Origin of the sequence: Ferroplasma sp. (assembly GCF_031200575.1) — an archaeon.
Taxonomy (GTDB): Archaea; Thermoplasmatota; Thermoplasmata; order Thermoplasmatales; family Thermoplasmataceae; genus Ferroplasma.
On the sequence record NZ_CP133597.1, the window covers coordinates 1,526,006 to 1,551,504 of the forward strand.

At 39.2% G+C, this 25,499-nt stretch carries 25 protein-coding genes; 15 read left to right on the forward strand and 10 right to left on the reverse strand.

What is annotated here, in order from left to right; translation table 11 throughout:
* Positions 1–6: 6 nt before the first annotated feature.
* The 3 genes from RE471_RS08055 to RE471_RS08065 are packed head-to-tail and all read left to right on the forward strand — an operon-like array spanning position 7 to position 3,225.
* The gene (locus RE471_RS08055; RefSeq protein WP_309214334.1) at positions 7–264 is read left to right on the forward strand and encodes a hypothetical protein; all 258 of its coding nucleotides are present in this window, start codon (positions 7–9) and stop codon (positions 262–264) included.
* Entirely contained in the window at positions 261–1,187 is a 927-nt protein-coding gene (locus RE471_RS08060; RefSeq protein ID WP_309214335.1) for a hypothetical protein, read from the forward strand. The genes RE471_RS08055 and RE471_RS08060 overlap by 4 nt, the downstream gene beginning before the upstream one ends.
* 1 nt (position 1,188) lies before the next feature.
* Positions 1,189–3,225: a helicase HerA domain-containing protein gene (locus RE471_RS08065; RefSeq protein ID WP_309214336.1), complete on the forward strand. Its 2,037-nt coding sequence runs from the start codon at positions 1,189–1,191 to the stop codon at positions 3,223–3,225.
* Between the two features lie 57 nt (positions 3,226–3,282).
* Here the strand turns inward: RE471_RS08065 and RE471_RS08070 are convergent, their stop codons facing one another.
* Both RE471_RS08070 and RE471_RS08075 read right to left on the reverse strand, forming a co-directional pair.
* On the reverse strand, positions 3,283–3,957 hold the full coding sequence (locus RE471_RS08070; RefSeq protein WP_309214337.1) for a metal-dependent hydrolase: 675 nt from the start codon (positions 3,955–3,957) through the stop codon (positions 3,283–3,285).
* 33 nt (positions 3,958–3,990) lie between these two features.
* Positions 3,991–5,088, reverse strand: coding sequence for a glycosyltransferase family 4 protein (locus RE471_RS08075; protein WP_309214338.1), 1,098 nt, complete (start codon positions 5,086–5,088; stop codon positions 3,991–3,993).
* Between the two features lie 227 nt (positions 5,089–5,315).
* Between RE471_RS08075 and RE471_RS08080 the strand changes: the two genes are divergently transcribed.
* The 10 genes from RE471_RS08080 (at position 5,316) to RE471_RS08125 (ending at position 14,584) form a co-directional block, all read left to right on the forward strand.
* A complete protein-coding gene (locus RE471_RS08080) occupies positions 5,316–7,358 on the forward strand; it encodes an ATP-dependent DNA helicase (RefSeq protein ID WP_309214339.1) in 2,043 nt (680 codons plus the stop codon).
* A gap of 274 nt (positions 7,359–7,632) precedes the next feature.
* Complete coding sequence (locus RE471_RS08085; RefSeq protein ID WP_309214340.1) at positions 7,633–8,562, forward strand: class I SAM-dependent methyltransferase family protein; 930 nt, start codon at positions 7,633–7,635, stop codon at positions 8,560–8,562.
* A gap of 235 nt (positions 8,563–8,797) precedes the next feature.
* A complete protein-coding gene (gene uppS, locus RE471_RS08090) occupies positions 8,798–9,574 on the forward strand; it encodes a polyprenyl diphosphate synthase (protein ID WP_298278519.1) in 777 nt (258 codons plus the stop codon).
* A complete protein-coding gene (locus RE471_RS08095; RefSeq protein WP_309214341.1) occupies positions 9,574–10,890 on the forward strand; it encodes a tRNA(Ile)(2)-agmatinylcytidine synthase in 1,317 nt (438 codons plus the stop codon). Before uppS ends, RE471_RS08095 begins: the two co-directional genes overlap by 1 nt.
* A gap of 1 nt (position 10,891) precedes the next feature.
* Positions 10,892–11,338 carry an AAA family ATPase gene (locus RE471_RS08100; RefSeq protein ID WP_309214342.1) on the forward strand — a complete coding sequence of 149 codons (447 nt, stop codon included), beginning with the start codon at positions 10,892–10,894 and terminating at the stop codon, positions 11,336–11,338.
* Between the two features lie 115 nt (positions 11,339–11,453).
* Complete coding sequence (locus RE471_RS08105) at positions 11,454–11,696, forward strand: hypothetical protein (protein WP_298278526.1); 243 nt, start codon at positions 11,454–11,456, stop codon at positions 11,694–11,696.
* 90 nt (positions 11,697–11,786) lie between these two features.
* Complete coding sequence (locus RE471_RS08110; protein WP_309214343.1) at positions 11,787–12,644, forward strand: AAA family ATPase; 858 nt, start codon at positions 11,787–11,789, stop codon at positions 12,642–12,644.
* Positions 12,634–12,987 carry a hypothetical protein gene (locus RE471_RS08115; RefSeq protein ID WP_309214344.1) on the forward strand — a complete coding sequence of 118 codons (354 nt, stop codon included), beginning with the start codon at positions 12,634–12,636 and terminating at the stop codon, positions 12,985–12,987. Before RE471_RS08110 ends, RE471_RS08115 begins: the two co-directional genes overlap by 11 nt.
* A 92-nt stretch (positions 12,988–13,079) precedes the next feature.
* Positions 13,080–13,889, forward strand: coding sequence for a universal stress protein (locus RE471_RS08120; RefSeq protein WP_309214346.1), 810 nt, complete (start codon positions 13,080–13,082; stop codon positions 13,887–13,889).
* A gap of 38 nt (positions 13,890–13,927) precedes the next feature.
* Positions 13,928–14,584 (forward strand): class II aldolase/adducin family protein, encoded by a 657-nt coding sequence (locus RE471_RS08125; protein ID WP_309214347.1) that lies wholly within the window; start codon positions 13,928–13,930, stop codon positions 14,582–14,584.
* A 34-nt stretch (positions 14,585–14,618) separates the two neighbouring features.
* Here RE471_RS08125 and RE471_RS08130 read toward each other — a convergent pair whose 3' ends face one another.
* The 5 genes from RE471_RS08130 to RE471_RS08150 all read right to left on the reverse strand — a co-directional run bounded on the left by RE471_RS08130 (position 14,619) and on the right by RE471_RS08150 (position 21,217).
* Positions 14,619–16,166, reverse strand: coding sequence for a tRNA uridine(34) 5-carboxymethylaminomethyl modification radical SAM/GNAT enzyme Elp3 (locus RE471_RS08130; protein WP_309214348.1), 1,548 nt, complete (start codon positions 16,164–16,166; stop codon positions 14,619–14,621).
* A 21-nt stretch (positions 16,167–16,187) separates the two neighbouring features.
* Positions 16,188–16,871, reverse strand: a complete 684-nt coding sequence (locus RE471_RS08135) for a hypothetical protein (RefSeq protein ID WP_309214349.1) — start codon at positions 16,869–16,871, stop codon at positions 16,188–16,190.
* Positions 16,872–17,019: 148 nt separating this feature from the next.
* Positions 17,020–18,717: a long-chain fatty acid--CoA ligase gene (locus RE471_RS08140; RefSeq protein ID WP_309215756.1), complete on the reverse strand. Its 1,698-nt coding sequence runs from the start codon at positions 18,715–18,717 to the stop codon at positions 17,020–17,022.
* Positions 18,718–18,834: 117 nt separating this feature from the next.
* The gene (locus RE471_RS08145; RefSeq protein ID WP_309214350.1) at positions 18,835–19,719 is read right to left on the reverse strand and encodes a phosphoribosylaminoimidazolesuccinocarboxamide synthase; all 885 of its coding nucleotides are present in this window, start codon (positions 19,717–19,719) and stop codon (positions 18,835–18,837) included.
* An 82-nt stretch (positions 19,720–19,801) separates the two neighbouring features.
* The gene (locus RE471_RS08150) at positions 19,802–21,217 is read right to left on the reverse strand and encodes an MFS transporter (RefSeq protein ID WP_309214351.1); all 1,416 of its coding nucleotides are present in this window, start codon (positions 21,215–21,217) and stop codon (positions 19,802–19,804) included.
* 112 nt (positions 21,218–21,329) lie between these two features.
* Between RE471_RS08150 and RE471_RS08155 the strand changes: the two genes are divergently transcribed.
* Positions 21,330–21,941 (forward strand): histidine phosphatase family protein, encoded by a 612-nt coding sequence (locus RE471_RS08155; protein ID WP_309214352.1) that lies wholly within the window; start codon positions 21,330–21,332, stop codon positions 21,939–21,941.
* 100 nt (positions 21,942–22,041) lie between these two features.
* On the opposite strand, the gene RE471_RS08160 is transcribed toward RE471_RS08155, so the two are convergent.
* The 3 genes from RE471_RS08160 to RE471_RS08170 form a co-directional block, all read right to left on the reverse strand.
* On the reverse strand, positions 22,042–22,827 hold the full coding sequence (locus tag RE471_RS08160; RefSeq protein ID WP_309214353.1) for a pyridoxal-phosphate dependent enzyme: 786 nt from the start codon (positions 22,825–22,827) through the stop codon (positions 22,042–22,044).
* A 154-nt stretch (positions 22,828–22,981) separates the two neighbouring features.
* Positions 22,982–24,106: a citrate synthase gene (gene gltA / locus RE471_RS08165; protein ID WP_309214354.1), complete on the reverse strand. Its 1,125-nt coding sequence runs from the start codon at positions 24,104–24,106 to the stop codon at positions 22,982–22,984.
* Position 24,107: 1 nt separating this feature from the next.
* The gene (locus RE471_RS08170) at positions 24,108–24,533 is read right to left on the reverse strand and encodes a CBS domain-containing protein (RefSeq protein WP_309214355.1); all 426 of its coding nucleotides are present in this window, start codon (positions 24,531–24,533) and stop codon (positions 24,108–24,110) included.
* Between the two features lie 146 nt (positions 24,534–24,679).
* Between RE471_RS08170 and RE471_RS08175 the strand changes: the two genes are divergently transcribed.
* Positions 24,680–25,414: a hypothetical protein gene (locus RE471_RS08175; protein WP_309214356.1), complete on the forward strand. Its 735-nt coding sequence runs from the start codon at positions 24,680–24,682 to the stop codon at positions 25,412–25,414.
* Positions 25,415–25,499 lie beyond the last annotated feature (85 nt).

Consider the following 25,499-nt stretch of genomic DNA (forward strand, 5'->3'; position numbering starts at 1 on the left):
CCAAAAATGTTATTTGAATATGTAATAGCATCCATAAACACAATGCTGGGCAGGATAGATGATATTGCCATCTCTGTTTCTGCTGTATTGATTACACTTTTATGGATTCCGGTTGCACTGAGCTTCTTTAGCACTGATGAGAACAAAAAATATATGGCAAGGGATAGGCTGAAAAACGCCACCATAGGAACAGTAATATACATTCTGGCTGTAAGCGGGGTCCTGTATGCAGTATTTAATTATGTGGTTACCGGGAAAGCATGAATTTGGAGATAATTCTGAAGGAACTCGCGGACACCCTTGTTGATCTTGCAAGACCGTCTGTGATAATACTGTGGCACCTTACTGTAAATTATGGACTTGCTCCCAGGTATTCATATATACAGTTTATAGATGGAAACCCAGCCTTTCTATCATTTTATCATTATCTGTTCAACAGCATTTATACAGACATTGTTGTTGCTGTCATGATATTCTCAGCAGTAATCATGCTTGTATATAATTCTTTCATCAAACCATATCCGGCTACAAGGCTTATAATTAAGATGGCTGTTTCCTCTGTGCTTTTTATAGAATCTTACAGGATTTCTATGCTGTTTCTGGAGGTTTCACTGGCTTTTTATAATGCCGTGTATACACTGAAACCCGACTGGTACAGTACTGTAATATCTGGACTTTCACCGGAAAATACCCTTATATCAATACTGCTAAACGGTTCTTATATACTTGCCATTATACTCCTTTTCGGAATACTCATAATAAGGCAGGCCCTTATATTTTTCTTTATACTGTTTATTCCAGTCATTTCCATACTGTTCATGATTCCAGGCAGTGAGAAGCATGTAATCAAGTTTTACAGGATATTTTTTGAAATCGCCTTCTTTCCATTTTTTACTGTAATAATACTGTATCTTGTCGGCATGTTTAACAATCCATTCCTGGATATCGGGCTGATATACGTGGCAGCCACGGCACCCCTGTTTTTTGTTACAGAGGTATACAGATACTTTCAGGGAAGCTTTAACTTCCTGGAATCCGATGCAATCATGTCAGATATATCCTCATCAATGGAAGGTATCACGCCAGAATCTATGCTAAATGGAAATTTTACACTGGAAGCTGCAATTCCTGATATATCTGAGGATCTTATTCCAGGGATAACTGGCACCGGTGGTGATATTCATTAAGATGCCGGCCAACGTATATAATTTCAAATCCTATATTTATGGATTACCACTGGAAAAATTTATTATAATAATTGCCGGAATATCCATTATAGCAACTGTTTTTACCATATCTCTCCTTGCTGCACTAATAATAGGGGTGACCTATTTCACCATCATGCTTATTCTGAGGTTCGACCCGGGAAATGTATACTTAATGAGAAAATTATACTTTCATGGTTCAACCTATGAAATAAAGTTTATCCAAAATGGTGAGTTGTATGGAATTTCCGGGAAATTTGCCTTTACTGCCCTTGAGATAGAAAACCGGGAACTATACACAGACAGCGCCAAGAATGTAAAGATCCTCGGCATAGCCCGTGCCCTGGAAAAACTTACATGTGGCTACACTATTGTATCAAAACCGGAGGAGCATGAGAATTCTATATATTACAGAACATTTGTATTATTAAAGGCTAATGCAGGAAATTTCAACAGCGCTGTGGACACTATTAGGGAAAATATAACTGCATTTATTTCCGGAGGCGGAGTTGGTGCAAGGCTCGTTGATGATGAGGATACTGTTTCATCTATCTTCCCTAGAAATGTAAGAACCTTCTCAAATTACTTTAAAAAGGATGGATTTTACGGTTCATGCTATGATATTGTAGATATGGACTATTCAGGAGACTATCTCTATCAGTCTATAATAGAAAAATTTGGATTCATGGTGGAATTGTATATAGATGTAAAACCACTTATGAGAAACAACTTATTCATGAAGAGGCTGATTGCCTCCAGAAAGGCAGAGCTTTCATATGCAAAAACAGGGCATTATGCATCTCTGCTGAAAAAACAGTTAAGTTCGCTTGAAGCCCTGTCCAGGCAGGATAAACTTTATAATGTTTCCATCAGATTTTCGTTGCTCTCGGACCATCCTGCTGAACTCAGGAAAAGCAGTGATCAGTTTCTCAGGGTTATGGAATCCACAGGCTTCAAAATTAATCAATTTCATTTTTTTGGCAGGGATTCATTTGATCCTCTGGCATATTCATCACAGGGGAAAAAATATATGATGGATGCTGAATCATTATCATCAATTTTCCCCTGCGGTTTCACGGCCATACCGGAGTCCCGCATGCAGCCTGTTGGTACCAACATAATTACGGGTAAAACAGTATATCTGAACCTGTTCAGAGGTTCATCATACAATATCGCAATAACAGGTGAAACAGGATCTGGAAAATCCTATTTTACAGAAATGCTGCTTGGCAGCCTGGGCAATTCTTCACAGGTATACATTATAGACCCCTTAATGGAATATACAGGCGATCAAATTGTACAGCTGGGATCCGGGGAGTATCCTGATTTTATCATGGGCACAACAGGAATAAATCATGCAGTAAAGGATGCCATAGAGGCTATTACAGGAATACCGGATGAGAAAGTCACAATAATAATAGAAAACGCGGAGAAAAAGTACGGAGATCTCCTGTTTAGCAACTTAATATCTGAAATTATAAATTACGAAAAACGGCATTCAATTACTTTTACATCACTTGCGGGAAAAATTTTTGAGACCCCAGTAAAATTATCTGGAAAGAGGGTTGTATTCAGGTTTGATTATGCCAATAGCCATCTACGTGATATGTTCTTCAGGCTTTGCCTTACTCTTGCCGTGCATCTGGCCGAGGGAAGTGAGGGAAATAAATTCATTGTAATAGATGAATCTCATCTTTTTCTAAAGGATAAGAAAAATGCAGAAATTGTTGATATGCTCGCCAGAAATGGGAGGCATAACATGATATCCCTTATTACAGTTACCCAGAATGTTGATGACTATTACCTTAACAATTATTCTGAATCAATACTCAGGAACTCAATGAATTATTTTATATTCAGGCAGCGCGAAAAAATTAAAAACAAGCTTTTCCTTGGCTACAATATCGACCCATCAGCACTTGCAGGTGGAAGCAATTTCGATTATTCAGAGTGTTTTTATTCTACAGGCACGCTCATAAGAAAATTGAAAATTATTGGGGATTTGGGTAATTATAAGTAGCAATAGCATGGTAAAGGCCTTTTACACAACCAGAGGAAAAGGGCCAAAGTTTTAAACTCAAAATGTAAAACTTTTCCCGGGTTCAGGGATGGTAACCTTTGCACCTGCCAGCTCCGCTTTCTCCTTGAATTCAGAGGCATCGGCCTTTATTGGTGGGAATGTGTTGTAATGCATCGGTATAACCTTTTTTACACCCAGCAGTTTTATCGCCTCAACTGCGCCATCAATATCCATGGTATAATGCCCGCCTATTGGAAGCATTGCAATATCCGGCTTGAAAACGCTGCCAATGAGTTCCATATCCTTAAAGTAGGTTGTATCTCCAGCGTGGTAAATTTTAACATCCCCGTTGTCAATAATGTACCCCATGGAAGCGCCTGCATAAAGCCCATTGTAGCTGGATGAGTGTATTGCAGGGACCGCACTTATTTTAAGGTTCTGGAATTCTACTGTTCCTCCAGGATTTATATCAATTGTCTGTGCATTTTCCTTTTTGAGGATTTCTGAAAGCTCAAATGAACATAAAATGGGAATATTGTTTTTCCTGGAAATTGCTACTGCGTCTCCAGCATGGTCAAAATGCCCATGCGTAACAGCTATAATATCAGGATTCATGTCCTCAGCTTTCTCCTTGGCAAGTGGATTCCCGCTAAAGAATGGATCGACAAGCACTTCCGTACTGCCTTTTATGCTGAATCCTGCATGGCCGTGCCATATAATTTCTGTTGTCATATATATTTTATTGCTAAATGGTATAAAATTTTTTCATTTATTTTTATATGCTTCAGCAAGGGCAGAGTAAAATTGCCCCACAACATTATTCCAGTCGTATGTTTTTTCTATATAATCATGCATCTTAACTTTATTGCTGAAAATTCCGGTATATTTTATCTTTTCCCTGATATCCTTCAGGGCATTTAATATCCCGGCTTCGGTAGCATCAATATATTCCAGGAATCCCATCTTTTCTGCATCGTCGAACCTCGGCTTCAACTCCCGGGATGTTATTACGTAAAGTCCTGATGAGAGTGCCTCGAGAACAACATTTCCAAAATTTTCAAGGGTGGAAGGAAAAATTAAAGCATCTGAACTTCTATAAATTTCCTGAAGTTCTGAATCAGGTATATTTTTTCTGTGCCTTACATTTTCAGGAATATCCTGTAATATATTTTCAAGGATGCCTGAACCAACAACAGTAAGATCAATATCCAGATTATGGTTTTTAAATACATTAAGTACCTTGTCTATGCCCTTTGACTTTTCCAGCCTGCCCACATACAGTAATTTCGGCCTCCCAGGCTGCCTCTCCCCGGGTGTAAATCCAGAGGAGTTTACGCCATTTGGAACACAGAATATATTTTTCATTGGAATTAATTTGCTGTTATAACAGTTTATCAGATGCACGGCATTTATTTTCCTGAATATCAATTTATTTCGCACCATGGATGTCACAGCAGAATTAACAATGCCCACGCCGGTGTAGTTGGATGGAATATTTCCGTGCTCACTCCACACAATAAATTTGCCATGCCGAAATAAATAATAATAGTCATTGTTTGTTAGGTATATAATATCAGATATTTTTTCTATATGCTTTACGGTCTTTAAATTAATAAGCCTGTCAAATGAAAGTATTACCGGGGCAAACATGCGTATGATAAAATTGGGTATTCCTGAGGTCCTTATTATTAATTTTGAATATATTGATTTTATTGAATATATGTTTTCTTCCTGCATTCCTGTACCCTGAAGAATGAATTTTTGGAATCCATCTGCCTTGTATCTGTAGTAATGTGAAATTGTTTTTTCAATGCCACCGTTAAACTCAATGCTGGCCGGTATAACGAAGGTTATTACAATCATCAGGATGTTATGCCACAGTATATATAAAAATTATCCATGATAGGATGGTTAGATTATTTAGAATATTCTGAGTGAACATAAATCCTGTTAATAAGACACTAATAAAATAACAGTGAGAATTATGCCTTCTGCACCCGGGATGTGATAGAGAAAATACCGAAGATAAATCATGCTTTATGAATTTATAGGCACAGATAGTTATTTAAAACATCTAATAATATTCTGTCATGAAATTAAGCGAGGCTACCTCGGATGAGTTTCTCAAGGTAACTGAAAACAATGATTTTACACTTTATAAACATCAGGAAGAGGCAGTGGAAAAAATAAGGAAAAACAGGAATGTGATAGTATCAGTGCCAACAGCCTCCGGTAAAACACTTATAGGGTATATTTCCATTTATGATACATATTTAAGGGGAAAGAAATCAATGTACATAGTTCCATTGAGATCACTGGCCATGGAAAAATTTTCTGAGCTGTCAACTCTCAGAAATCTCGGACTAAAAGTAACAATGTCCATTGGAGATTATGATATTCCCCCATCCTTTGTTAGAAATTATGATGTTATTATTGCAACCTCAGAAAGGGCAGATTCCATGCTTCACAGAGATCCCGATATTCTAAATTATTTCGGGCTAATCATAGTGGATGAAATTCATATGATATCTGATCAGAGCAGGGGCCCAAGGCTGGAAACAGTGATATCAACGGTTCTTTACCTTAATCCTGACATCCTGATCCTGGGGCTCTCAGCAACCGTTTCCAATATAGAGGAGCTTGCGGAGTGGATGAATGCTGATACGGTTATATCAAATTTTAGGGCTGTACCACTGGAAACCGGGATATTATTCAAGCATAACCTCATTCAGGGGAGCGATAAAAAATACATTGGAAATGAGGATGAGATCTATCTCATAAGTGAAAGCATTGAATCTGGAGGACAGGCCCTGGTATTCAGGAACTCGAGAAGAAACGCAGAAAAATATGCAATGTCAATGGCGGCTAAATTCGACTTTAAGAATGATGTTGCTGACATGAATGTGCCTGCTGATGTATTTAACGAGGTACAGAGCAATATGATATCGCATGGTGTTATGTTTCATCATGCAGGTCTGTCAAACGATCAGCGTGCTGAGATAGAGAGGCTTTTTAGGGAAGGGTACATAAGGGTTCTAGCCGCAACACCTACACTGGCAGCAGGGGTCAATCTACCGGCAAGGACAGTTATAATAAGGGATATAACAAGGTATGCAGATGGATACAGCAAACCTATATCTGGGATAGAAATTCAGCAGATGATAGGCAGGGCAGGAAGGCCGAAATATGATAAAAAGGGTTATGGATATATATACGTGGCTTCTCCTTCCATGCTCAAGGTGGCCGAAGGCTATTTAAGTGGAAAGCTTGAGCCCGTAATTTCGAAGATGGATTCTAACAGCCTTATTAGATTTAATATCCTGGCCCTCATAGCATCAGGGGTGGGAAATGACTTTGAAGGCATTAATGCCTTCTATGGAAAAACACTGCTGGCAATCCAGAAAGATATTGAAGATATGGATCTGGCATTTGAAAGCGCCATATACTTTCTGAAGGAAAACGAATTCGTACAGGAGGAAAATGGAAAATATTCAGCAACAAAGTTCGGAAGGCTTACATCGGATCTGTACATTGACCCGGTTACAGCACTTATACTGAAGCAGGCACTGGAATTTGAATATTCTGAGGAACTTTATCTTTACTTTATTTCAAAAACACCGGACATACTTACATTTAATTTCAGGGATAGCGATTATGTTTACATTGAAGAGTTTCTTGACCGGCACAATATAAGTGATTTCAGCGATGAATCAATGAAGGCCGCAAAAACTGCCATAATACTAAATGAATGGATTAATGAGGTGCCTGTAGGTACCATAGCCGAAACTTTTGGAATAGGCCCCGGGGATATCCAGGCAAGGGCGTCATCTGCGGACTGGATTTCATATTCACTTTACAGGATTTCCAGAATGTTTGCCCCCGAACATGAAAATAAGTTAATGCACCTGAACATAAGAATCAAGGAGGGCATAAAGGAGGATATAATACGTATTATAGAGATACCTCAGGTAGGCAGGGTAAGGGCCAGGAGGCTGTATAATAATGGCTTCAATTCTCTTGAAGCCATTGCCGGGGCAAGGGTAGAGGACATATCAAAAATCTTTGGTTTCTCTGTAAAACTCGCCAGCGATATCATAGAGAATGCAAAAAAAATCAATAATAGGTATTATTAAGCTAGAAAATAAACCTGTGATAGGGATCTATAAAATAGAAAATACCGGTTAGTGAGCCTTGAAATCAGAATTAATAGATTTCCTTTAATATAATGGTAAAGCATTGTTAAATGGCGATCTTAATAAAAGAAAGTGTAATAAAAGAGGCAATGTTATGAATTTAAATGTAATGAGGCATGATCAAAATACCCCTATCCGGGAGCTTTAGGAAGATAATAAATTTAAAGGCTGGATCATATGTTTAAAGAAGATTATAATTGTGAAGGCAGTGAACATGTTACATGTAAAAATTGAAAAGAAATGCGGTCAGGAAACCATAAATAAATTGAAAAGCCTGAGACTACTGGATAATAATTATAAAATATCCAGTGATGATACCTATATTTATATACCGGTTACAGGAAAACCGGATGGCTACAAGACAGTGGAAAGGGAAGCCCTGAAATCTTCCAGGATAGAACCTGAAAGGGTATCTTTTTCCTACGACATCATAGGAAGCATAGCGATAATAAAGGGGAAGAGCGTTGAGGAATCCATGTATCTTGCCAGATTCCTGACTGAGCGAAAAAACATCAAAACGGTATACCTTGATAGCGGCATTGAGGGGGAATTCAGGACAAGAAATCTGACACTATTATCCGGTGACCCTGTATATAGAACAATTTATCATGAAAATGGCATAAGAATGAACGTTGATGTTGGCAGGGCATATTTTTCACCTAGGCTTGCCAGCGAGCGTCTACGTATAGCAAAGGAGGTAAGGGATGGTGAAAATATAATAGATATGTTCGCAGGCATAGGCCCTTTTTCCATTCTAATAGCCAAAAATAAGCTGTGCAATATTATTGCTATTGACAAAAATCCTGCTGCCATAGAACTTCTCGATAAAAATATAGGTTTAAACAGGATGAGAGGACATATTACAGCCATTGCCGGGGATTCTGGAATTCTGGTATCAGGATATTCAGGATTTGACAGGATTATAATGAACCTGCCACATGATTCCATAAAATTTCTGCCTATAGCCATAGATGCTATTGTATCAGGAGGATTGATAAATTATTATGAGATATGTGATCTGGATACCCTGGAATCGAGAATGGAGGAATTCAGAGACCTTGGGCTAGAAATAGTTTATAAGAGGATAGTTCATGGGTTTTCTAAATACCTGAATATGTATTCCATAGAGCTTAAGAAGCGTTGAATTCAGGTTTAATCTCTGGATGCTCTTGCATGAATTTTATTTATTTTCCAGAATTGAGAATATTTATACATGGCTGCTGTTTATGGAATATTATAGGGGAAAACTACAGCTATTTGTCCCAAAATAATTTATCTGCTTAATGGGGTATATTATTGACTCTCAGAATTTCCATCTACGATAAATCTTAACTTTATAGATTGATTTATTAATAAATAATGTATATACATTATGTATAATGAGCATTGCCAATAAAATCGGTAACATAGCCTCCGGGGTATACGAACAGGCGTTGATGGAGGAAATCCGTAAAAGCAAAGTTCCCCACCATCTGGGAATTATAACTGATGGAAACAGAAGATATGCCAGGCAGATAGGCATCTCACCAAATGAGGGGCATGTCAGGGGAAAGGATAAACTCGAGGAGGTACTGGACTGGGCAATGGAAGTTGGAATTAAAATTGTAACAGTATATGGATTTTCCACAGAAAATTTCAAGAGGGAAACCGACGAGGTCAGGTTTTTATTTAATTTAATAAACGATTCATTGCGTGACCTTCTTCACGATGACAGAATATATAAAAATGAGATAAAGGTCAAGGTCATAGGAGATTTCAGGGGGTTACCGGAGTATCTCATAAATACCATAAATGAGGTGGAGAAATCCACAGAAAATTTCAAAAAGTTCAGGTTCAACCTTGCTATTGGTTATGGTGGCAGGCAGGAAATAATAAGTGCTGTTAAAAACATAGCATCGGATGTGGTGAATGGGATAGTAAAACTGGATGATATTAATGAAGATCTTTTCAGGAACTATCTCTATGATAATACGCTTACTGACCCTGATCTCATACTGAGAACCAGCGGGGAGGAAAGAATTTCAAATTTTCTTTTATGGCAATCTGCATACTCAGAACTCTATTTTTCCGATGTTAACTGGCCTGAGCTTAAAAAGCTGGACTTTTTGAGGGCTATTTATTCATACCAGTCCAGGAAGAGGAGGTACGGGAAATAATGTTTGTGGCAATAGATGATACTGACAGCCAGGACAGGATGTGTACTACATATCTCATATACAGGATAATTGCTGATGGCCGTTATGATATCATTGATGAGCCACAGCTTGTGAGGCTAAACCCTAATATAGGCTATAAAACTAGAGGAAACGGTGCATTGAATATTTGCCTTGGAAAGGGCAGTGGCAAAACAAACATCATAGGAAAAATATCAGGCAAATATGTTTATTCATACTCCAGAATAGAGGAGGAGCCGGATGTGAACCAATTGATGGATTATGTTTCCTCCATAGTGGATGAATTTTATGTTAGGGACGATGATAAAACAAACCCCGGCATAGTCATATCAAGAACCAAATTTAATGAAGAACTGTATTCCACTGCACTGCAGGAGGATATAAATATAGAGTTCATCGAGAATTACCTCAGGGGAAGGGCTGTGTATAAAAAATTCAAGACCGGCCACGGCATAATAGGGTCAGCAGCGTCACTGGCATGGAAAGGGCAGCGTTATACATATGAATTGCTGGATTACAGATATCCACATTATACCGGACTAACACATGAAGAAAAGATGGAAATTAGTAAAATTCCTGAAAAATATGCATCAACATTCAACAACATAGATACTGTTAACGGTTATCCGGCAATATTCCCAAAGCCAAAAACCCCTGTTGTTATGGGAATTAGAGGAATTGTAAAAAATGACCTTATAAACATTTATGAGGAAATACAAAATTTCCATAAAATCCAGGATGATGGGTATATAATATACAGGACAAACCAGGGAACAGACGATCATATAATAAACAACCCGGATTACATCTCTGATATGGGTTCCTATGCTGTTACCGGGGTAATATCAGGAAATCCCTATACCATTGAAGGCGGGCATTCATTTGTAAGCCTCAATTATAAAAATAGGGAGATTAAACTTGCAGCCTTTGAACCCACAAAGGAGTTCAGGAAAATTTTACTATCGCTGGTGCCCGGTGACATAGTAACGGCATACGGTTCATACATGGCCGGCACGCTAAAATTAGAAAAAATCAGGATAAGGAAGATAGCCACGCTCTATTCGCGTGAGAATCCTCTTTGCCCGGTATGCAATGTCAGGACAAAATCAAAGGGGAAGGCAGACTTCAGGTGCCCTTCCTGCCACAGAAGGTATAAAACCCCTGTTTACAGGGAAATAAATCGCAATGTAAGTGAGGGATTCTACGAGGTTCCGGTTATAGCCAGAAGGCATCTGGCAATGCCTGTAAAACTGAACAACTATTTTTATGGTTCCGGAATACACGATGGGGTTATGTGAATTGATCTGCATAACTGGAATACCAGGGACCGGGAAAACGTCCTTCTGCAGGATGCTAAATCTTAATGGAATAAAATGCACCGGACTAAATGAAATAGCTGAAAGATCTGGTTTGATATCTAAGGGTGTTGTTGATGTTGACCGCCTGGCTACTGTACACATAGAGTCAGATGTAGTGGAATCACACTATTCCCATTTTATGAACTGCAGCCATGTAATAATCCTTGTTGAGGACGAAGATGTGCTGCGCAGAAGGATGGAACTGAGAGGATACAGTACGGAGAAAATAAATGAAAACCTGGATGCGCAGCGTGCCCAGACCATATATTATGAGGCATTGGACAGGCTCCCAGCGGGGCATATATTTATTATCGAGGAAAAATCCAGAGACTTAGAATCGGTATTCTGTGATATTACCTCCATACTATCAAAGATAAATAATGCATAATGGCATTTACTGCATGAAATTTGTTCTCTCCTCTGAATTTCAATTTGTCTCATGTTGCTGTTAATACTAAATGCTGCATAATAAGATTAATTAATGCAAAAGCTTTTATGATTATATGTACAGATGTGAGGAAATCAAGAGCATCAATATACGTTATATGGATGATACAGATAGGGAGTTAACGCCTGACGAGGTCAGTGACGTATGCAAAAAGGCCAATGAAAATAACGATTCTATAGAGAGATTCTTAATGAAGAACGAGCAGAAACCTGTAAGGTATGTACAGATCAACCTTGGGAAATATAAAACCCTCATGAACAAAGAGGGTACAGTTCTCAAACCCATGCCGCCATATTAGGTTATTTATCGTTTCCAAAATATTTTCAGAACTTCCCGGGCATTTAAAACCTGTGAAATAATTTAAATACAAACTGGCATTTTACCTCTAATGGCATATGTTATAAGCACCATTAATCTAAAGGGCGGGGTTGGCAAAACGCAGACCACAATTGCCATATCTGAATTCCTGGCATCCAGCTTTGGCAAGAGAGTACTTATTATTGATCTTGATCCACAGACAAATGCCACAGTTTCACTAATGGATGAGACCCGCTGGCTTAACATGGATAAAAAGGGAAACACCATATTTCAGCTTTTCAGTGATAAGGTTTATGGCACTGAGGTATTCGACATTAATTCATCCATTGTCAAAAATGTATCCAATATAGATTCAGGGATTCAGAACCTGGATCTGCTTCCCTCCAGCCTGAGGCTCATAGATATACAGGATAAACTTCCGCTGGTATCAAATTCGGGATATTTTGTAAAGACCCCTATTACAATTTTGAAGGATTCACTGGGAAGCATACTGGAAAATTATGACTATGTTATGATAGACTGCCCTCCCAATCTGGGGCTAATTACCCTTGCAGGCATATACATCTCTGATTATTATATAATACCTACAGTGCCAGATATACTTTCGACGTACGGGATACCGCAGATTCTAACCAGAATAAACTCATTCAAAAAGGATACGGGCATTCCAATAAAGCCTCTTGGAATTGTTATATCCATGTACAGGTCCAACAACAGGCTTCATGATTCAATAATTGATTCCCTGAAATACAGGGAAAGGAAGGGTGACTACCCGAGAATTTTTGAACCATATATACCTCTTAGCGTGAGGGTTTCAGAGGCAGCGGAATTCCAGACAGGTGCTGCAACTCTTGGGCAGAAATACGGATATGAACTTGCAGATAGATACACAAAACTTGTCAGGGAGATTATAAAATATGTTGAATAAGTCTAAATCCAGAGAACTGCCTGAAATCCTTAGATACCTTGCCGACAGAATTGAGCGCAATCCGGAGCTAATGGAAAATATACACATAGATGTAAGGATAAAAGAAAAAAAGGAAGCACCTGATAAAATAAAGATAACAGGATACAGGGATGACGCTGATCTTTTGAGGATGCTTAAAAGACAGAATATAGAGAATCTAAGGGGTTTTATAAGGGATAACCGCCTTGGCAGGGAAAGCAATATAGCAGGATTAAAAACAAGGGCAGAGCTATTGGCATATATAGAGAAAAGATTAAATGAAAGGCACCACAGGGGTGATTCTTTTACAGAAAAAAATGAATAAAACCACCGATGGAACTGTGAAAATAATTTTTATAATGTGAACTCCAGGAAAAAATAGAAATTATTATATTCTTTACTTGAATAAATAAAGGCATGTTTGAATCCTCAAGATCATATTTTTTGAAGACGGACCATATTATTGTGCCTATGTTTAGGGGAACAAACTCCAGAAAGGCACTTAAGATATCATATGACATGGCTAAATTTTTCCATTCTGAAATTACTGCCATAACAATAAGGGAAAAAAAGGCGAATGTGGATGCCTATGGACGGTTGAACCTGGTTACTGCTGCCTACAATGATGGAAAAAAGGCCGGCATAAAGGTTGTTCCAAAAATACAGACTTTCGAGGATGCAAAGAAGGGTATTATAGCTGAGACTTCCGGCCATTACTATGACCTTTTATTCCTGTCAACCAGGAAACGATCCCTGCTTTCAAGTTCTGTGTTCGGGAATATAGGAGATTATATATTGAAGAATTCCACCTTGCCAACAGCAATACTGAGCTCGGGGGATATGGAAAGAGGTTATAATAACATACTTATCCCCCTGGCAGAATCCATAAATACAAGGGCTGCTGTATTCCTTGCAATGCAGATAGGCAGAATCTACGGTTCAGGCATTACAATCTATGACCTGAGGAAATACGACAGGGCCCCCACGCACAGATTCAAAATGCTCATGGACAATCCAGGAATGCTATCTGAGGATAAACTGGATATTACAATTATAAAGGCTGGTGATAACAGGGGAATTAAGGAGGAACTGGGCAGCTACATAGAAGCAGAGCGCCCGGATTGTGTATTTGTGGGCACGAGAAAATCACAGAACTACCGCATGACATCTGACATAAAGCTTCTTATAAAGGACCCGGACATTGATACAATTCTTGTGAAGAAATAGGCGAATAAAGATTTTATAAGTTATGGCAATTAATTAAAATGGAATACGAGCTGGAAAGAAATACTGTTTTAAATGCCTGCAGGGAAATGGTCAGAAGCAATTTAACTGTTGGCTCCTGGGGGAATATAAGCCTGAGATGTGATGATGGTAATATGGTTATTACGCCCAGCGGCACAAATTATGAGAAGAGCAGGCCTGAGGATATGGTTGTAACAGATATGTCCGGAAATATAGTAAGTGGCAGAATGAGCCCATCCAGTGAAAGGTTGATGCATTATGCCATATATAAAAATAGGCCAGATGTTATGGCCATTGTACATACACATTCAATATACTCATCTGTTCTTTCCGTAATAGATCATAGAATACCCCCTGTTACAGAGGATACTGCCATGATCCTGGGGGACGGTGTTGAGGTATCGGAATATGCAATTACTGGATCCCAGGAGCTTGCAGACAACGTTGTAAGAGGCCTTGGCACAAATAATGCGACTATAATGAAAAATCATGGGGCAGTGGCAGTAGGAAGCGATATGGATAGGGCTGTAACAGCCGCCCAGGTACTGGAAAAATCATCCCACATATTCATTATGGCAAAAATGTCAGGAACGGTAAATGTCCTGCCAGACCAGGATGTAAAAAAATTAAGGGGCATGTCTGAGGCCTATCTTAACCAGTGGAAAAACTGGAAATAATTTTTAAACTGTGGGTAGAAAACCATTTCATCTATTATGCAAGCTGCTTTGCCATATATGGGCCCAGCCTTTCATATCCATACTTTCTGAAATAATTCCTTACTCCTATTCCGCTTATAACAATAATTCTCTTTTTGTCATATTCTTCCAGTGAGATCCGTTCTGCCTCATCCAAGAGCTTTTTCCCAAATCCGTGGTGCTGCCAGTTTTCTGATGATTCTTCCCCTATTGGAACAATATTCCCCATTACCTTTATTTCCCGTATAACAGAGGAATTCAGTATTTCCTTTCTGTGCGCCAGATCAGATGGCATCCTTAGCCTCAGGTAGCCGATAATATCACGCTTTGAATTTTCGAAGGAAAGGAATATCTCATCGCCATTGGAGGCCCTGTAATTCCTTCTAACCAGTTCATAATCGCTTCCGAAAGAATCCCTGGCAATCCCAACTTCCCTGCTCCTGATTTCCATGGTTTTTATCCCCATCTCCTTCAGGCGGTTGTCAACCAGGTTATGCAGGTCGCTCCTCTTTACACCTGCCTCTATAAAGTTAACCGGTATATCTCTCTGCATCCTCATAACCCGGATCCACGGTGGCATATTTTTCATAAAATATGTTGCCATCCGGTCAACCTTTTCTGTATCGAAGGGCACAAATTTTCCCTCCTTCCAGTACATATAGAGAGCGGTATTTTTAACAACAAGGGTAGGATATATTTTAAGCATGTCCGGTTTGAATCTTTCGTCATTTATAACCATATCAAAACTTTTTATATCTTCCTTGTACGAGGAGCCGTACATGCCAGGCATTAAATGATATAAGATTTTGAATCCTGCATCTTTTGCCAGCTGGGTGGATCTGACTATTTCCGGAATGCCGTGCCCCCTTCTGTTCAGCCTGAGGACAGCGTCATTAAGAACCTGCACACCAAGCTCCACCTTTGTTGTTCCATATGATAGGGCCTCGTCTATTTCCCTCTCATTAAACCAGTCAGGCTTGGTTTCAATAGTCATGCCTATACATCTACGTTCAGAAAACTCATTTTCCATTATTGATTCTTCAAGGCTGCCAGATACCTTCTTATTCATGCCATCTATGCATCCCTTGACAAAGGTTTCCTGATACTCCCTGCTTCTGGCTGTGAAAGTTCCGCCCATAACAATCAGATCAACCTTGCTTGTATCATGGCCTATGGTTTCAAGTTGCTTTAATCTGTTGAACGTTATATTATAAGAATCGTAATAGTTATTTTTACCCCTGAGAGCTGAGGGTTCATAGCCTGTATAGGACTGGGGAGAATTTGAATCAACACCTCCCGGGCAGAATATGCATTTCCCATGGGGGCATGCCTCAGGTGATGTCATGGCTGCTACAACCGCAACCCCTGACACAGTTCTGGTGGGTTTTTTGCGCAAGAGCTGAACATACTTTCTGTTGTCCCCATAATTTAGAATTTCCACATCACTGGGAACAACGTCCAGATTAAATTTTTTTGATAATAACAACTTCTCTTTCTGAAGCTGATCCTTATTCTTAATTGTGCCATTAACTATTTCAGAGGTAATTTCCTCATAAAAATCCATGTAAAAGATAATTGCTTATAATTATAAATTTTTATTCATTCCGTTTTCATCGTCATTTTTATGCTGCTCTATGTATTTTCTGCGCCCTATGGACCTTATTACAAATGAGAATACTATTACCAGTATCAGTATGAGGAAGTCGTAATCTGCAGGTATTCCCAGATAGCTGGAAAAAAGTATGAGAACTATGGCTATAAGGAACACAACATTGGATAGAATGGCGTATATACGGGGCATCCTATACATGTTTCTTCTCTGTGCTGCAGATGTTCCCTGTGCACTGGGATTCCCGTATGCAGTTCTTATATATGGTGACATAACGCTCATATATACCACAACCGGAACCTCATCGTTCATAAAATCATATATGCCTGTAAGTGACCCCGACCCGAATGTTAGTGTTCCCACCTTAGAATCATCTGATTTGATATCCATCTTCCTTGAATCCCCATCCTGGTAGGGCCTGCTGAGAGAATAATTTCTTCCATTATAGTTCATTGAAAGATTTCGTGAAATTGTTCCCATTTCCATGGACCCCTGACTGATTTTGTAACCGCCAGGTGCCTTGTCTATGTAAACATTCTGAAGACCGGAAGTACTTGTAATTTCTATGGATTTGGCACCTAAATTGGATGAATTCGCCTTTACTTCGTAAACCTCCGTATCATCCTGGTATATCTTACCGTCCTTATATGTATATTCCACAGTTTAACATTGAAATTTAATATATTATACTTTCTATTATTATTTAAATACATAGAATATAAATTTGTGTGAAATAGGATTCCTGGGAATTAAAGCAAGAATTGATTATAAAAACTAATAGCATGGGATTTAGAAGGAATACAAATATTCACTCTTTCTTCAATGCCTTCTTATCTATTTTTCCCACCTGGGTAAGTGGAAGGCTATCCCTGAATTCTATTATTTTTGGTATTTTGTAAATAGATAGCTTCTGTTTACAATATTCTTTTAACTCATCCTCTGTAAGTGTTTTATCTGAGGGAACAATAAAGGCTTTTACGGTTTCTCCCCTGTGAGGGTCTGGAACACCTATAACGGCACACTCTGAGATTTTAGGATTTTGATAAAGAACCTCCTCTATTTCACGTGGATATATATTGTAACCTCCTGCAATAATTAAATCCTTCTTTCTGTCCACTATATAAAAATAGCCATCACGATCCATTCTCGCAATATCACCAGTGTGTAGCCACCCGTTCTCTAAAACTTTTTTATTTTCCTCAGGTCTGTTCCAGTAACCCATCATTACCTGCGGCCCCTTAATAAGCAATTCACCCTCCATCCCGGGCTCGAGCTCTGTTTCCCCGTCATTTATATCTACTATTTTTTCATAGGTGCCAGGAAGTGGGAGCCCTATAGATCCCGGCCTTCTTTTATCCTTCCATTCCGGCAGCAGGGGAGATATATTTGTTACAGGGGAGCATTCACTTAAACCATAGCCCTCTACCAGTGTTCCACCTGTAATATCCTCAAATTTTTTTTGCAACTCCTGTGGAAGTGGCATGGCACCTGATATGCACAGTTTTATATTATCTATGCCGTATTTTTTTACATCTGGATGGTTAATAATGCTGTGGTACATTGTTGGAATCCCGGGGAATGCAGTGGGTTTCTTTTTATGAATGGCATTCAGTATCATTTTCTGGTTTCTGGGATCCGGTATAATTATGAGCCTGGAACCCTGTAGCAGAGGTGTTAGCATCGCCGTCATCATACCATAAACATGAAAATAGGGTATTGAAGCAAGATATGATATTTCATGCTTAAAATCTTCGGGAAACCATTCTATTAACTGGTTTGCATTTGCAATCAGGTTTCTATGCGTTAAAGTAGCAGCCTTTGGGACGCCCGTTGTTCCCCCTGTGTACTGCAGGAGTGCTGCATCAGTGTATGGATCTATTTTTGCATCTTCAATTTGTGTTTTGACACTTTCGTGCTTATATCTGATAATTCCCGGTTCCGCTGGCAGATGCGCCCTGCTATTCCTGTCCATTAGCCTGAAAAAGAAGGATTTCACAGGTGGCAGATAATCATCAACGCCAACAACAATTATGGTATTAAGCAGTTTTTTTCTTAATGGCAGAACCTTTTCAAGAGAGGCTGCCATTAACACAATACTTTTTGACCCTGAGTCCCTAAGCTCATATTCTATTTCAGAGGTTGTATACAACGGGTTCATCTGAACCACTGTAATTCCAAGCTTCATTGCAGCCATGAAAAAAATAATGTACTGCGGTAAATTGGGCAGCATTATTGTTAAACGGTCTTTATGCTTTATCCCCAGGCTGTTAAGAAATGTGGATGCTTCCTCTACTTCCTTCTTAAGTTCACTGTAGGTTATTTCCTTCCCCATAAAGTCAATCGATACATTCCTGCTATACCTTTCAGCAGACCTGGAAAACGCCTGGTATATGCCTGTTTCAGGGATTTCTATGTGCCTGCTTATGCCAGGTGGATATGATTTTATAAGTATTTCATCAAGACTGTTTGCATTTTTTAAGGATTCCGTATTATCATCTCCATAAATTTAATGAGTTTAATTCCAGTTTAACAAACATGGATAATAAACTTAATAAGTTTCCTGTGAGCACGAAATTTAAGCGTCCGGAAACATCTAATTAATAAAGTGTATAATTACGATATATTACCATTTTAGGCCGGTGATTTTCTCATACATATGGATATAAAGGTCAGAGACTGTTTTTACCATATTCTCCGGCAGCGGTTCTATGTCCGGTTCTTTTTCATGCTTTTCCCTGGCATCCATTAGTTTTTTATGATACCCGGATTCACGGTAATACTGCCTTACCATTTCCTTACTCAATTCATTTATCTGCCCGTTATCATAGTCATTTTTATCCCAGAACCTGTCCTCATCCAGTGTTCCAAATGTATCAATAATTACAGGGTTTCTTCCTGTTCCAAGGGCAAATTCCTTCTTCCCATCGGCATGCACAAGCCCTCTGGATTCCACGGAACTATTTATTCTTCTATCTATTTTAAAAATTATTTCCCTTATTTCATAAAGTTCACTGAGCTTCAGCCCGGATATCTCCAGTGCCTCACTGATATTAAGATACCTGTCAAATTTTTCAAATTTCGTGGAAACCTCAAAGAATGGGTCAGGAAGCCTATCCCCGTATACGGGCATATTCTTAAATCCTAAGGAATGGTAATCAATTTCGCCTGACTTGATTCTATCAAATAGGGACCCGGCAAGATAATAACGTGTGATAAATTCCAGTGGAACCATGAAATTGGACAAAAATGAGTATCCATGATCCAGCTGCCTGTATTTTTTCACCCTCATTTCCGAGTCAGATATAAGGCCTACCAGATCTGTGTCGACCCCGATTGATGATGCAACATTGTACCAGTAGCTTGAGGTCCTGCAGAGTGATTCCCCCTTGTGTGGTATGGCTGATGGAATAATTTTATCAAATACAGAAATTCTGTCAGAGAATTTGAATATAAGTGTTTCTCCATCATCATAAACATCCTTAACCTTGCCTTTTCTTAGGAGCTCCATGCCTGTAAATAGTTAATACGGATATAATTTTATCCTATGAACTGAAACATGGGATGCTCATAGAATTTTTCACGATATATTTTCATCTGGAATTCCTGGCAACCGATCTGTTCTCCTTCCCCCTGAAGAGTGATAATAATATTGCTACAAATATGATAATGAAGGACATTATTAGGGCGGATCGGATACCTGTCATAAACTTAGCAGCCAGCGACCCAATTATATTATGGAGCCCCAGGAATACTTCGAATGCCACGTACCGGGGTACTGTAATGGATGCTATGGTAATGGCGAGAACATAGCTTATGAGCGTACCGATATTTGCAAATGTACGCAGAAGGCCAGATGATAATCCATAATAGCCAGGAGGTGCATTAGCCATTACAGCACTGTTATTAGCAGGATAAAAGAGCGATGAGCCGCTGCCACCTAGAATTGATGCGATTATTACAAAATACAGGGGCGTCGTAACGGAAAATGTAATGTAAACCAGTATGCCGGCAAGCATAAGGAATAATCCTGATGTGGCAGGAATCCTGGCCCCTATTTTATCTGTTAGCCTGCCGGCAAAAGGTGCAATGCAGGCTCCGATAACATAACCCGGCACCAGCAGCAGGGAAGCATCCAGCGGGCTCAAACCACGTATCCCCTGCAGATACATTATTATTATAAAAATAACGGATAAATAACCCATACTCTCAAAAAATGAGGCAAAAAGTGAAAAGTTGAATACCCGGTTTGTAAAAACTTTCATGTTTATTATGGGGTTTTTTACCCTTTTTTCCACGGAGATAAATACTCCGAGTATGATGAGGCCAGTTATTATCAGTGATATATTGAAAGTATCAACCCCAACGCCGGTGATGTTTGCGGCACCATATGTTGTAAGCGTTAGGGCTGCCAGAAGTGAAATTAACCCCGGAATATCAAAATATGTTTTTGTTGTTTTTCCACCTGTTATGTTTTTGATTCCAAGTATGGTTGCAGCAATCCCTATTGGAATATTTATATAAAATATATACTCCCATCCAATGAAAGTTGTAATTATTCCCCCAACAAGTATTCCTAAAGTTGCACCTGTTGTATATCCAATAGATGTATAACCGTATGCCCTGCCCCTCTCATTTGGGGGATAAAGGTCCGCTATCAGGGCCCCACTATTTGCCTGCATCAGGGCTCCCCCGAAGGCCTGTAATGCCCTGAATCCTATGAGTTCATAAATATTGAATGATGTTCCAGCAAGCGCAGAACCCACAGTAAAAACCACAAACCCGGAATTATATATTTTTGATCTGCCGAATGAATCGCCGAATCTTCCAAGCTGGGTAGTCATAACTGCTATTATCAGCAGATAAATAATAATAACCCAGATGGTTGTATCCAGATTTGAGTGCAAATCCAGTGTTATATCCGGCAGGGCAAGTATTACTGCGGTAGTGTCAATACCGGTCATCATTAGTCCCAGAACTATAACAAACAACCCAACATTTCGGCTCATTTATTAACCATTGTATGCTTATATTTAATAATTATTTAGTCCTGAAGTTTTTCATGGCAATTTGAAGTATATATTATCTAAAATATTATTTATGAAGGTAAAATATCGTGATATGTTGCTTTATTTTGTGAGGCATGGTGAGACCTATAATAATGTTGAGGCAGTATTTCCACTGGATGATACAGAACTTACGGAAAATGGTAAAAGGGAAGCCATCCAGACCGGAAAATACTTGAAAGACATAGAATTTGATTCAGTTTTCAGCAGCCCTATATCCAGGGTGCAGAATACTCTTAAAATAATGGGTTTCGAAGAGTATACAACCACTGCACTGCTGCGGGATGTTGGTACAGGGGACCTTACAGGTAAAAAGATGGCCGATGTAACAGCGATAGACCCTGAATGGTACGCAACATTTCAGGATGGGGTTGAAAACAGGTACCACGTGGAGAAATTCTCCAGCGTGAAGAGAAGGATGCAGGAATTTACATCATCAATATCGGATCGTGATTACCGGAGAGTTTTAATTGGTACCCATCTGGAACCAATAAGGGCCATGTTTTCAATAGCGACCACCACTGAGGGTATGCCACTGACTAAACTGGAAATAGGAAACTGCTCAATATCTGTCTTTTCACTTCATGGTAACACCGTGGAGCTAAAAGGTTTTAACTGGTACCCTCTTGAAAGATATAGAGATTCAAAAAATAAATCATTTAATTAACTGCATTTTTGTGTAGATATCTACATATTTAGTGTAATCGTCTGGAAACACAGTTACAGTTGTGGCATATTTGCCCGATGACCTCAAAGCCCCGGCATAATTAGCACCCGATGAAGGGCCGACAAAATAAATTATATTTTTCCTGGATCTCCCTGACACCCCTGTATGCATCATCCTGTGATACTGTTATAATTTCATCTATATAATTACTGTATTTTTCTATTATTGACCTATAATCGGATTTGAACGGGTTGCGGAGGCCGGTGATGTGTGAACCCTCCTCGGGGATTATCCCTGTCACCGTTGTATTGCCATGATCCTTGAAGAATCTCGATAATCCTGTAATGGTTCCACCTGTACCTATTCCTATGACCAGATGATCAGGATCTGGAATTTCCCTTGCTATTTCCGGACCTGTGCCATAGTAATGGGCATTTGAGTTCATTTCATTTTCATGCTGACCCGGGCGGTAATATTTATCCGGGTTGCCACGAGCCTTTTCTATGGCATAATTGATAGAATTTTCTGTACTGTTTCCAGGTGTTATGATAACATCTGCACCATATTCTTTCAGTGTCCTTACTGTTTCATACGGGGCAGATTCCGGGACAACTATCTCGCTGTGAAATCCAAGGAGATTTGAAATTCCGGCAAGGGCAATTCCAGTATTCCCGGAAGAACCCTCTATAATGGTCATTCCTTTTTTCAGCCTGCCGGTTTTCATTGCATAATCCAGCATGAAGAATGCTGCCCGGTCCTTGATTGAATGGAAGCGATTAAGGTACTCCAGTTTTGAATAAATTCCACTGTTTCCGAGCCTGAAAAGTGGTGTGTTCCCTATTCCGATTTTATTTGAATCTGCTGCGATTTCAGTTAATAATGACATGTATCTAGATTACATTTATCATAATTAATATTTGGAATGGATACTTTCTATCCATATTTGTCCTGTTTAAAACATAGAATATTTGACTAGGACCAGATATTTAACATATAGCAAATTATGGCAATAATTATAATAAATCATTATAATAATAAATTTATTTCCTGTCCTCTATTTTTATGAAATCCCTTTTATCAGGCCCTGTGTAAACTGCCCTCGGCCTGATCAGCCTTTCCTCCTCTTCTACATATTCTGTTACGTGGGCAAGCCATCCAAGGACCCTTGAAAAGCCAAACAGGGTGGTAAACATATATATGGGAAAACCGATTTCATTGAAAACTATCCCAGAGTAATAATCTGTGTTTGGATATATTCCCTTGGCGCCGAATTCTTTAACACCGAGATCTTCAAGCCTTTTGGCTATTTCAAAATATTTTTTCTGCTCCTCGTTCTGATCAAGTTCCGTGGCAAGCCTCTTGAAAATCTTCATTCTCGGGTCATATGTCCTGTAAACCCTGTGCCCGAATCCCATGAGCCTCTTTTTGCCATCCAGTATGTTGGTTTTAAACCAGTTCTCCACATTATCTGGGGTGCCTATATCCAGCAGCTGCTTATATGCGGCCTCCGCAGCACCACCATGAAGTGGGCCCTTAAGTGCTGCAGTTGCAGCCGTTATGCAGGAGTACATATCTGAAAGTGTTGATGATGCAACCAGGGCTGCTGTGGTGGATGCTGGAACCTCGTGGTCAACGTAAATAACCAGTGCAGCATTCATTGCCATTATTTTCTTTTCATCGGCTTTTCCGAAACAGTTCATGAGAAATGCCTCTGCGTAATCGTATTTAGGGTCAGGATTCTTGAGTTCCATACCCATTTTATGCCTGTAAATATTTGAAATTATCCCGAGATTTTCTCCCAGTATTACCGGTACCTGTTTGCTATCATTTTCCTTGCTCCATTTATAATCACCTGATGAAAGGGATGCAAAGGCTGTCTCCATCATTGTCAGTGTATCTGCATCCCTGGGGAGCACTGAAATAAGATCGAGAACATGCTCTGGAAGTGCATAATGTTCTTTTATGGACGCCTTAAATTCTTCAAGCTGCTTTTTGCTGGGTAATTCTCCCCGGGTCATTAAGTAGCAGACCTCCTCGAAACTGGTATGCTCTACCAGATCATTGACATCATATCCGCGGTATCTTAAAACCCCCGCATTGCCATCTATATATGTTAATCCTGTGTATTTTATGAATACATCCTCGAGTCCCAAACTCACTGCCATTTTAATCACTTCCGAACCAATCTGAATTCTTTACATTTGCAAGTTCCTTCAACGTCTGGCTCTCTCTCATTAGGTCCCTGGTTGAAAGAATGCCTGAAACAGCTCCGGTGCTGGATTTAACAATAAGGTGCCTTATATTGTGTTTGCTCATAAGCACTGCAGCCTTGGTAATGGAGTCATCCTCATGAATAAATATGAGGTTCTCCTTTGTAGCCACATTTCCCAGAGAAGTGTCCAGCTTTTTGCCTTCGGCAATTGCCTTTATGATGTTGCGTTCTGTAATAATCCCCCTCAGAGATGTTGGCTCACCAAGAAGTATGGAGCCTTTATTTGCCTCTGACATTTTCTTTGCGCCATCATATACAGTTGCATTTTCATCCATGTATATAGGCTGTTTCTGCATGATATTTTTGATTTCAAGAGCCATGCTTGTAATATAGTTCGATTTAATTTAAAGATTATGTTTGGGAAAAATAGCCCTTTAAGATGAAAATATCTCAATTAAAATACGTCAATTAATGAAATATGCACAAAATGAAAACAGTTATGTAATTTGCATATATTGCAAATACAATGAAAAACGGCAATATTATAATTACTATGGTGGGCATCTTACTCATTCTTAATGGATATGAAATATATTCACGGTTCGGAAACCTATTTTATCCATCGCCCTTTAATTATTCTGTTACCGCTGCCACTGCCAGATTCTATACATCACTGGATGATGCAATAATTATAGCCGGTGCGGCCCTCATAGGATTTGCAGTTTACAGGGCACTAAAAAGCAGGTATACTCTGCCTGTGTTGAACCATTTCTATCCGATTCTTGCAATTTATACTGTAATTCTTGCCATAGCCGGTGGAATGATACATATAATGCCTTCAGGATATCATTATCCTCATTATGTCTCCTTTTTCTACGGGCTCCCCATGTTTACACCGGATTTTCTTGTCTACTATTCACATTTTATTGGGGTATACCTGTATCCTTTCCAGATCATTTCTCTAATAGCTGCAGCCATCACAGGTAGCGCTATATTTTCTTATTCCATAAAGGGCATGAAACTTAAAAAGGCCACACCAATGTCAATTATTGGTGCTGTGGGGGTTTGCCCCGCATGTGCAACAGGAACCTTTTTTGGTATAATAATAGGTGCAAGCCCCTTCCTGAGTAATGTATACCTTGACCAGATTTATGGAAGTACCCTGAATGAAATAACCATAAGCATGGTGTCCATTGCACTGATGTTAGGAGTGTTTATTTACATGATAAGAAAATATCGCATTTCCTTCAGGACTCAGTGATCTGCTATTTTTCCGGCATTATGGCAGTACCGGTTATATTGCTTTTTATACTGTGAAATTTATTGTTATTTCCCTTCGAAAAGAT

Bases quoted from the DNA above. Each gene is read 5' to 3' on its own strand.
- RE471_RS08055 (WP_309214334.1), top strand. From the start codon at position 7: ATGTTATTTGAATATGTAATAGCATCCATAAACACAATGCTGGGCAGG.
- RE471_RS08060 (WP_309214335.1), top strand. From the start codon at position 261: ATGAATTTGGAGATAATTCTGAAGGAACTCGCGGACACCCTTGTTGAT.
- RE471_RS08065 (WP_309214336.1), top strand. From the start codon at position 1,189: ATGCCGGCCAACGTATATAATTTCAAATCCTATATTTATGGATTACCA.
- RE471_RS08070 (WP_309214337.1), bottom strand. From the start codon at position 3,957: ATGACAACAGAAATTATATGGCACGGCCATGCAGGATTCAGCATAAAA.
- RE471_RS08075 (WP_309214338.1), bottom strand. From the start codon at position 5,088: ATGATTGTAATAACCTTCGTTATACCGGCCAGCATTGAGTTTAACGGT.
- RE471_RS08080 (WP_309214339.1), top strand. From the start codon at position 5,316: ATGAAATTAAGCGAGGCTACCTCGGATGAGTTTCTCAAGGTAACTGAA.
- RE471_RS08085 (WP_309214340.1), top strand. From the start codon at position 7,633: ATGTTACATGTAAAAATTGAAAAGAAATGCGGTCAGGAAACCATAAAT.
- uppS (WP_298278519.1), top strand. From the start codon at position 8,798: ATGAGCATTGCCAATAAAATCGGTAACATAGCCTCCGGGGTATACGAA.
- RE471_RS08095 (WP_309214341.1), top strand. From the start codon at position 9,574: ATGTTTGTGGCAATAGATGATACTGACAGCCAGGACAGGATGTGTACT.
- RE471_RS08105 (WP_298278526.1), top strand. From the start codon at position 11,454: ATGTACAGATGTGAGGAAATCAAGAGCATCAATATACGTTATATGGAT.
- RE471_RS08110 (WP_309214343.1), top strand. From the start codon at position 11,787: ATGGCATATGTTATAAGCACCATTAATCTAAAGGGCGGGGTTGGCAAA.
- RE471_RS08115 (WP_309214344.1), top strand. From the start codon at position 12,634: ATGTTGAATAAGTCTAAATCCAGAGAACTGCCTGAAATCCTTAGATAC.
- RE471_RS08120 (WP_309214346.1), top strand. From the start codon at position 13,080: ATGTTTGAATCCTCAAGATCATATTTTTTGAAGACGGACCATATTATT.
- RE471_RS08125 (WP_309214347.1), top strand. From the start codon at position 13,928: ATGGAATACGAGCTGGAAAGAAATACTGTTTTAAATGCCTGCAGGGAA.
- RE471_RS08130 (WP_309214348.1), bottom strand. From the start codon at position 16,166: ATGGATTTTTATGAGGAAATTACCTCTGAAATAGTTAATGGCACAATT.
- RE471_RS08145 (WP_309214350.1), bottom strand. From the start codon at position 19,719: ATGGAGCTCCTAAGAAAAGGCAAGGTTAAGGATGTTTATGATGATGGA.
- RE471_RS08150 (WP_309214351.1), bottom strand. From the start codon at position 21,217: ATGAGCCGAAATGTTGGGTTGTTTGTTATAGTTCTGGGACTAATGATG.
- RE471_RS08155 (WP_309214352.1), top strand. From the start codon at position 21,330: ATGTTGCTTTATTTTGTGAGGCATGGTGAGACCTATAATAATGTTGAG.
- RE471_RS08160 (WP_309214353.1), bottom strand. From the start codon at position 22,827: ATGTCATTATTAACTGAAATCGCAGCAGATTCAAATAAAATCGGAATA.
- gltA (WP_309214354.1), bottom strand. From the start codon at position 24,106: ATGGCAGTGAGTTTGGGACTCGAGGATGTATTCATAAAATACACAGGA.
- RE471_RS08170 (WP_309214355.1), bottom strand. From the start codon at position 24,533: ATGGCTCTTGAAATCAAAAATATCATGCAGAAACAGCCTATATACATG.
- RE471_RS08175 (WP_309214356.1), top strand. From the start codon at position 24,680: ATGAAAAACGGCAATATTATAATTACTATGGTGGGCATCTTACTCATT.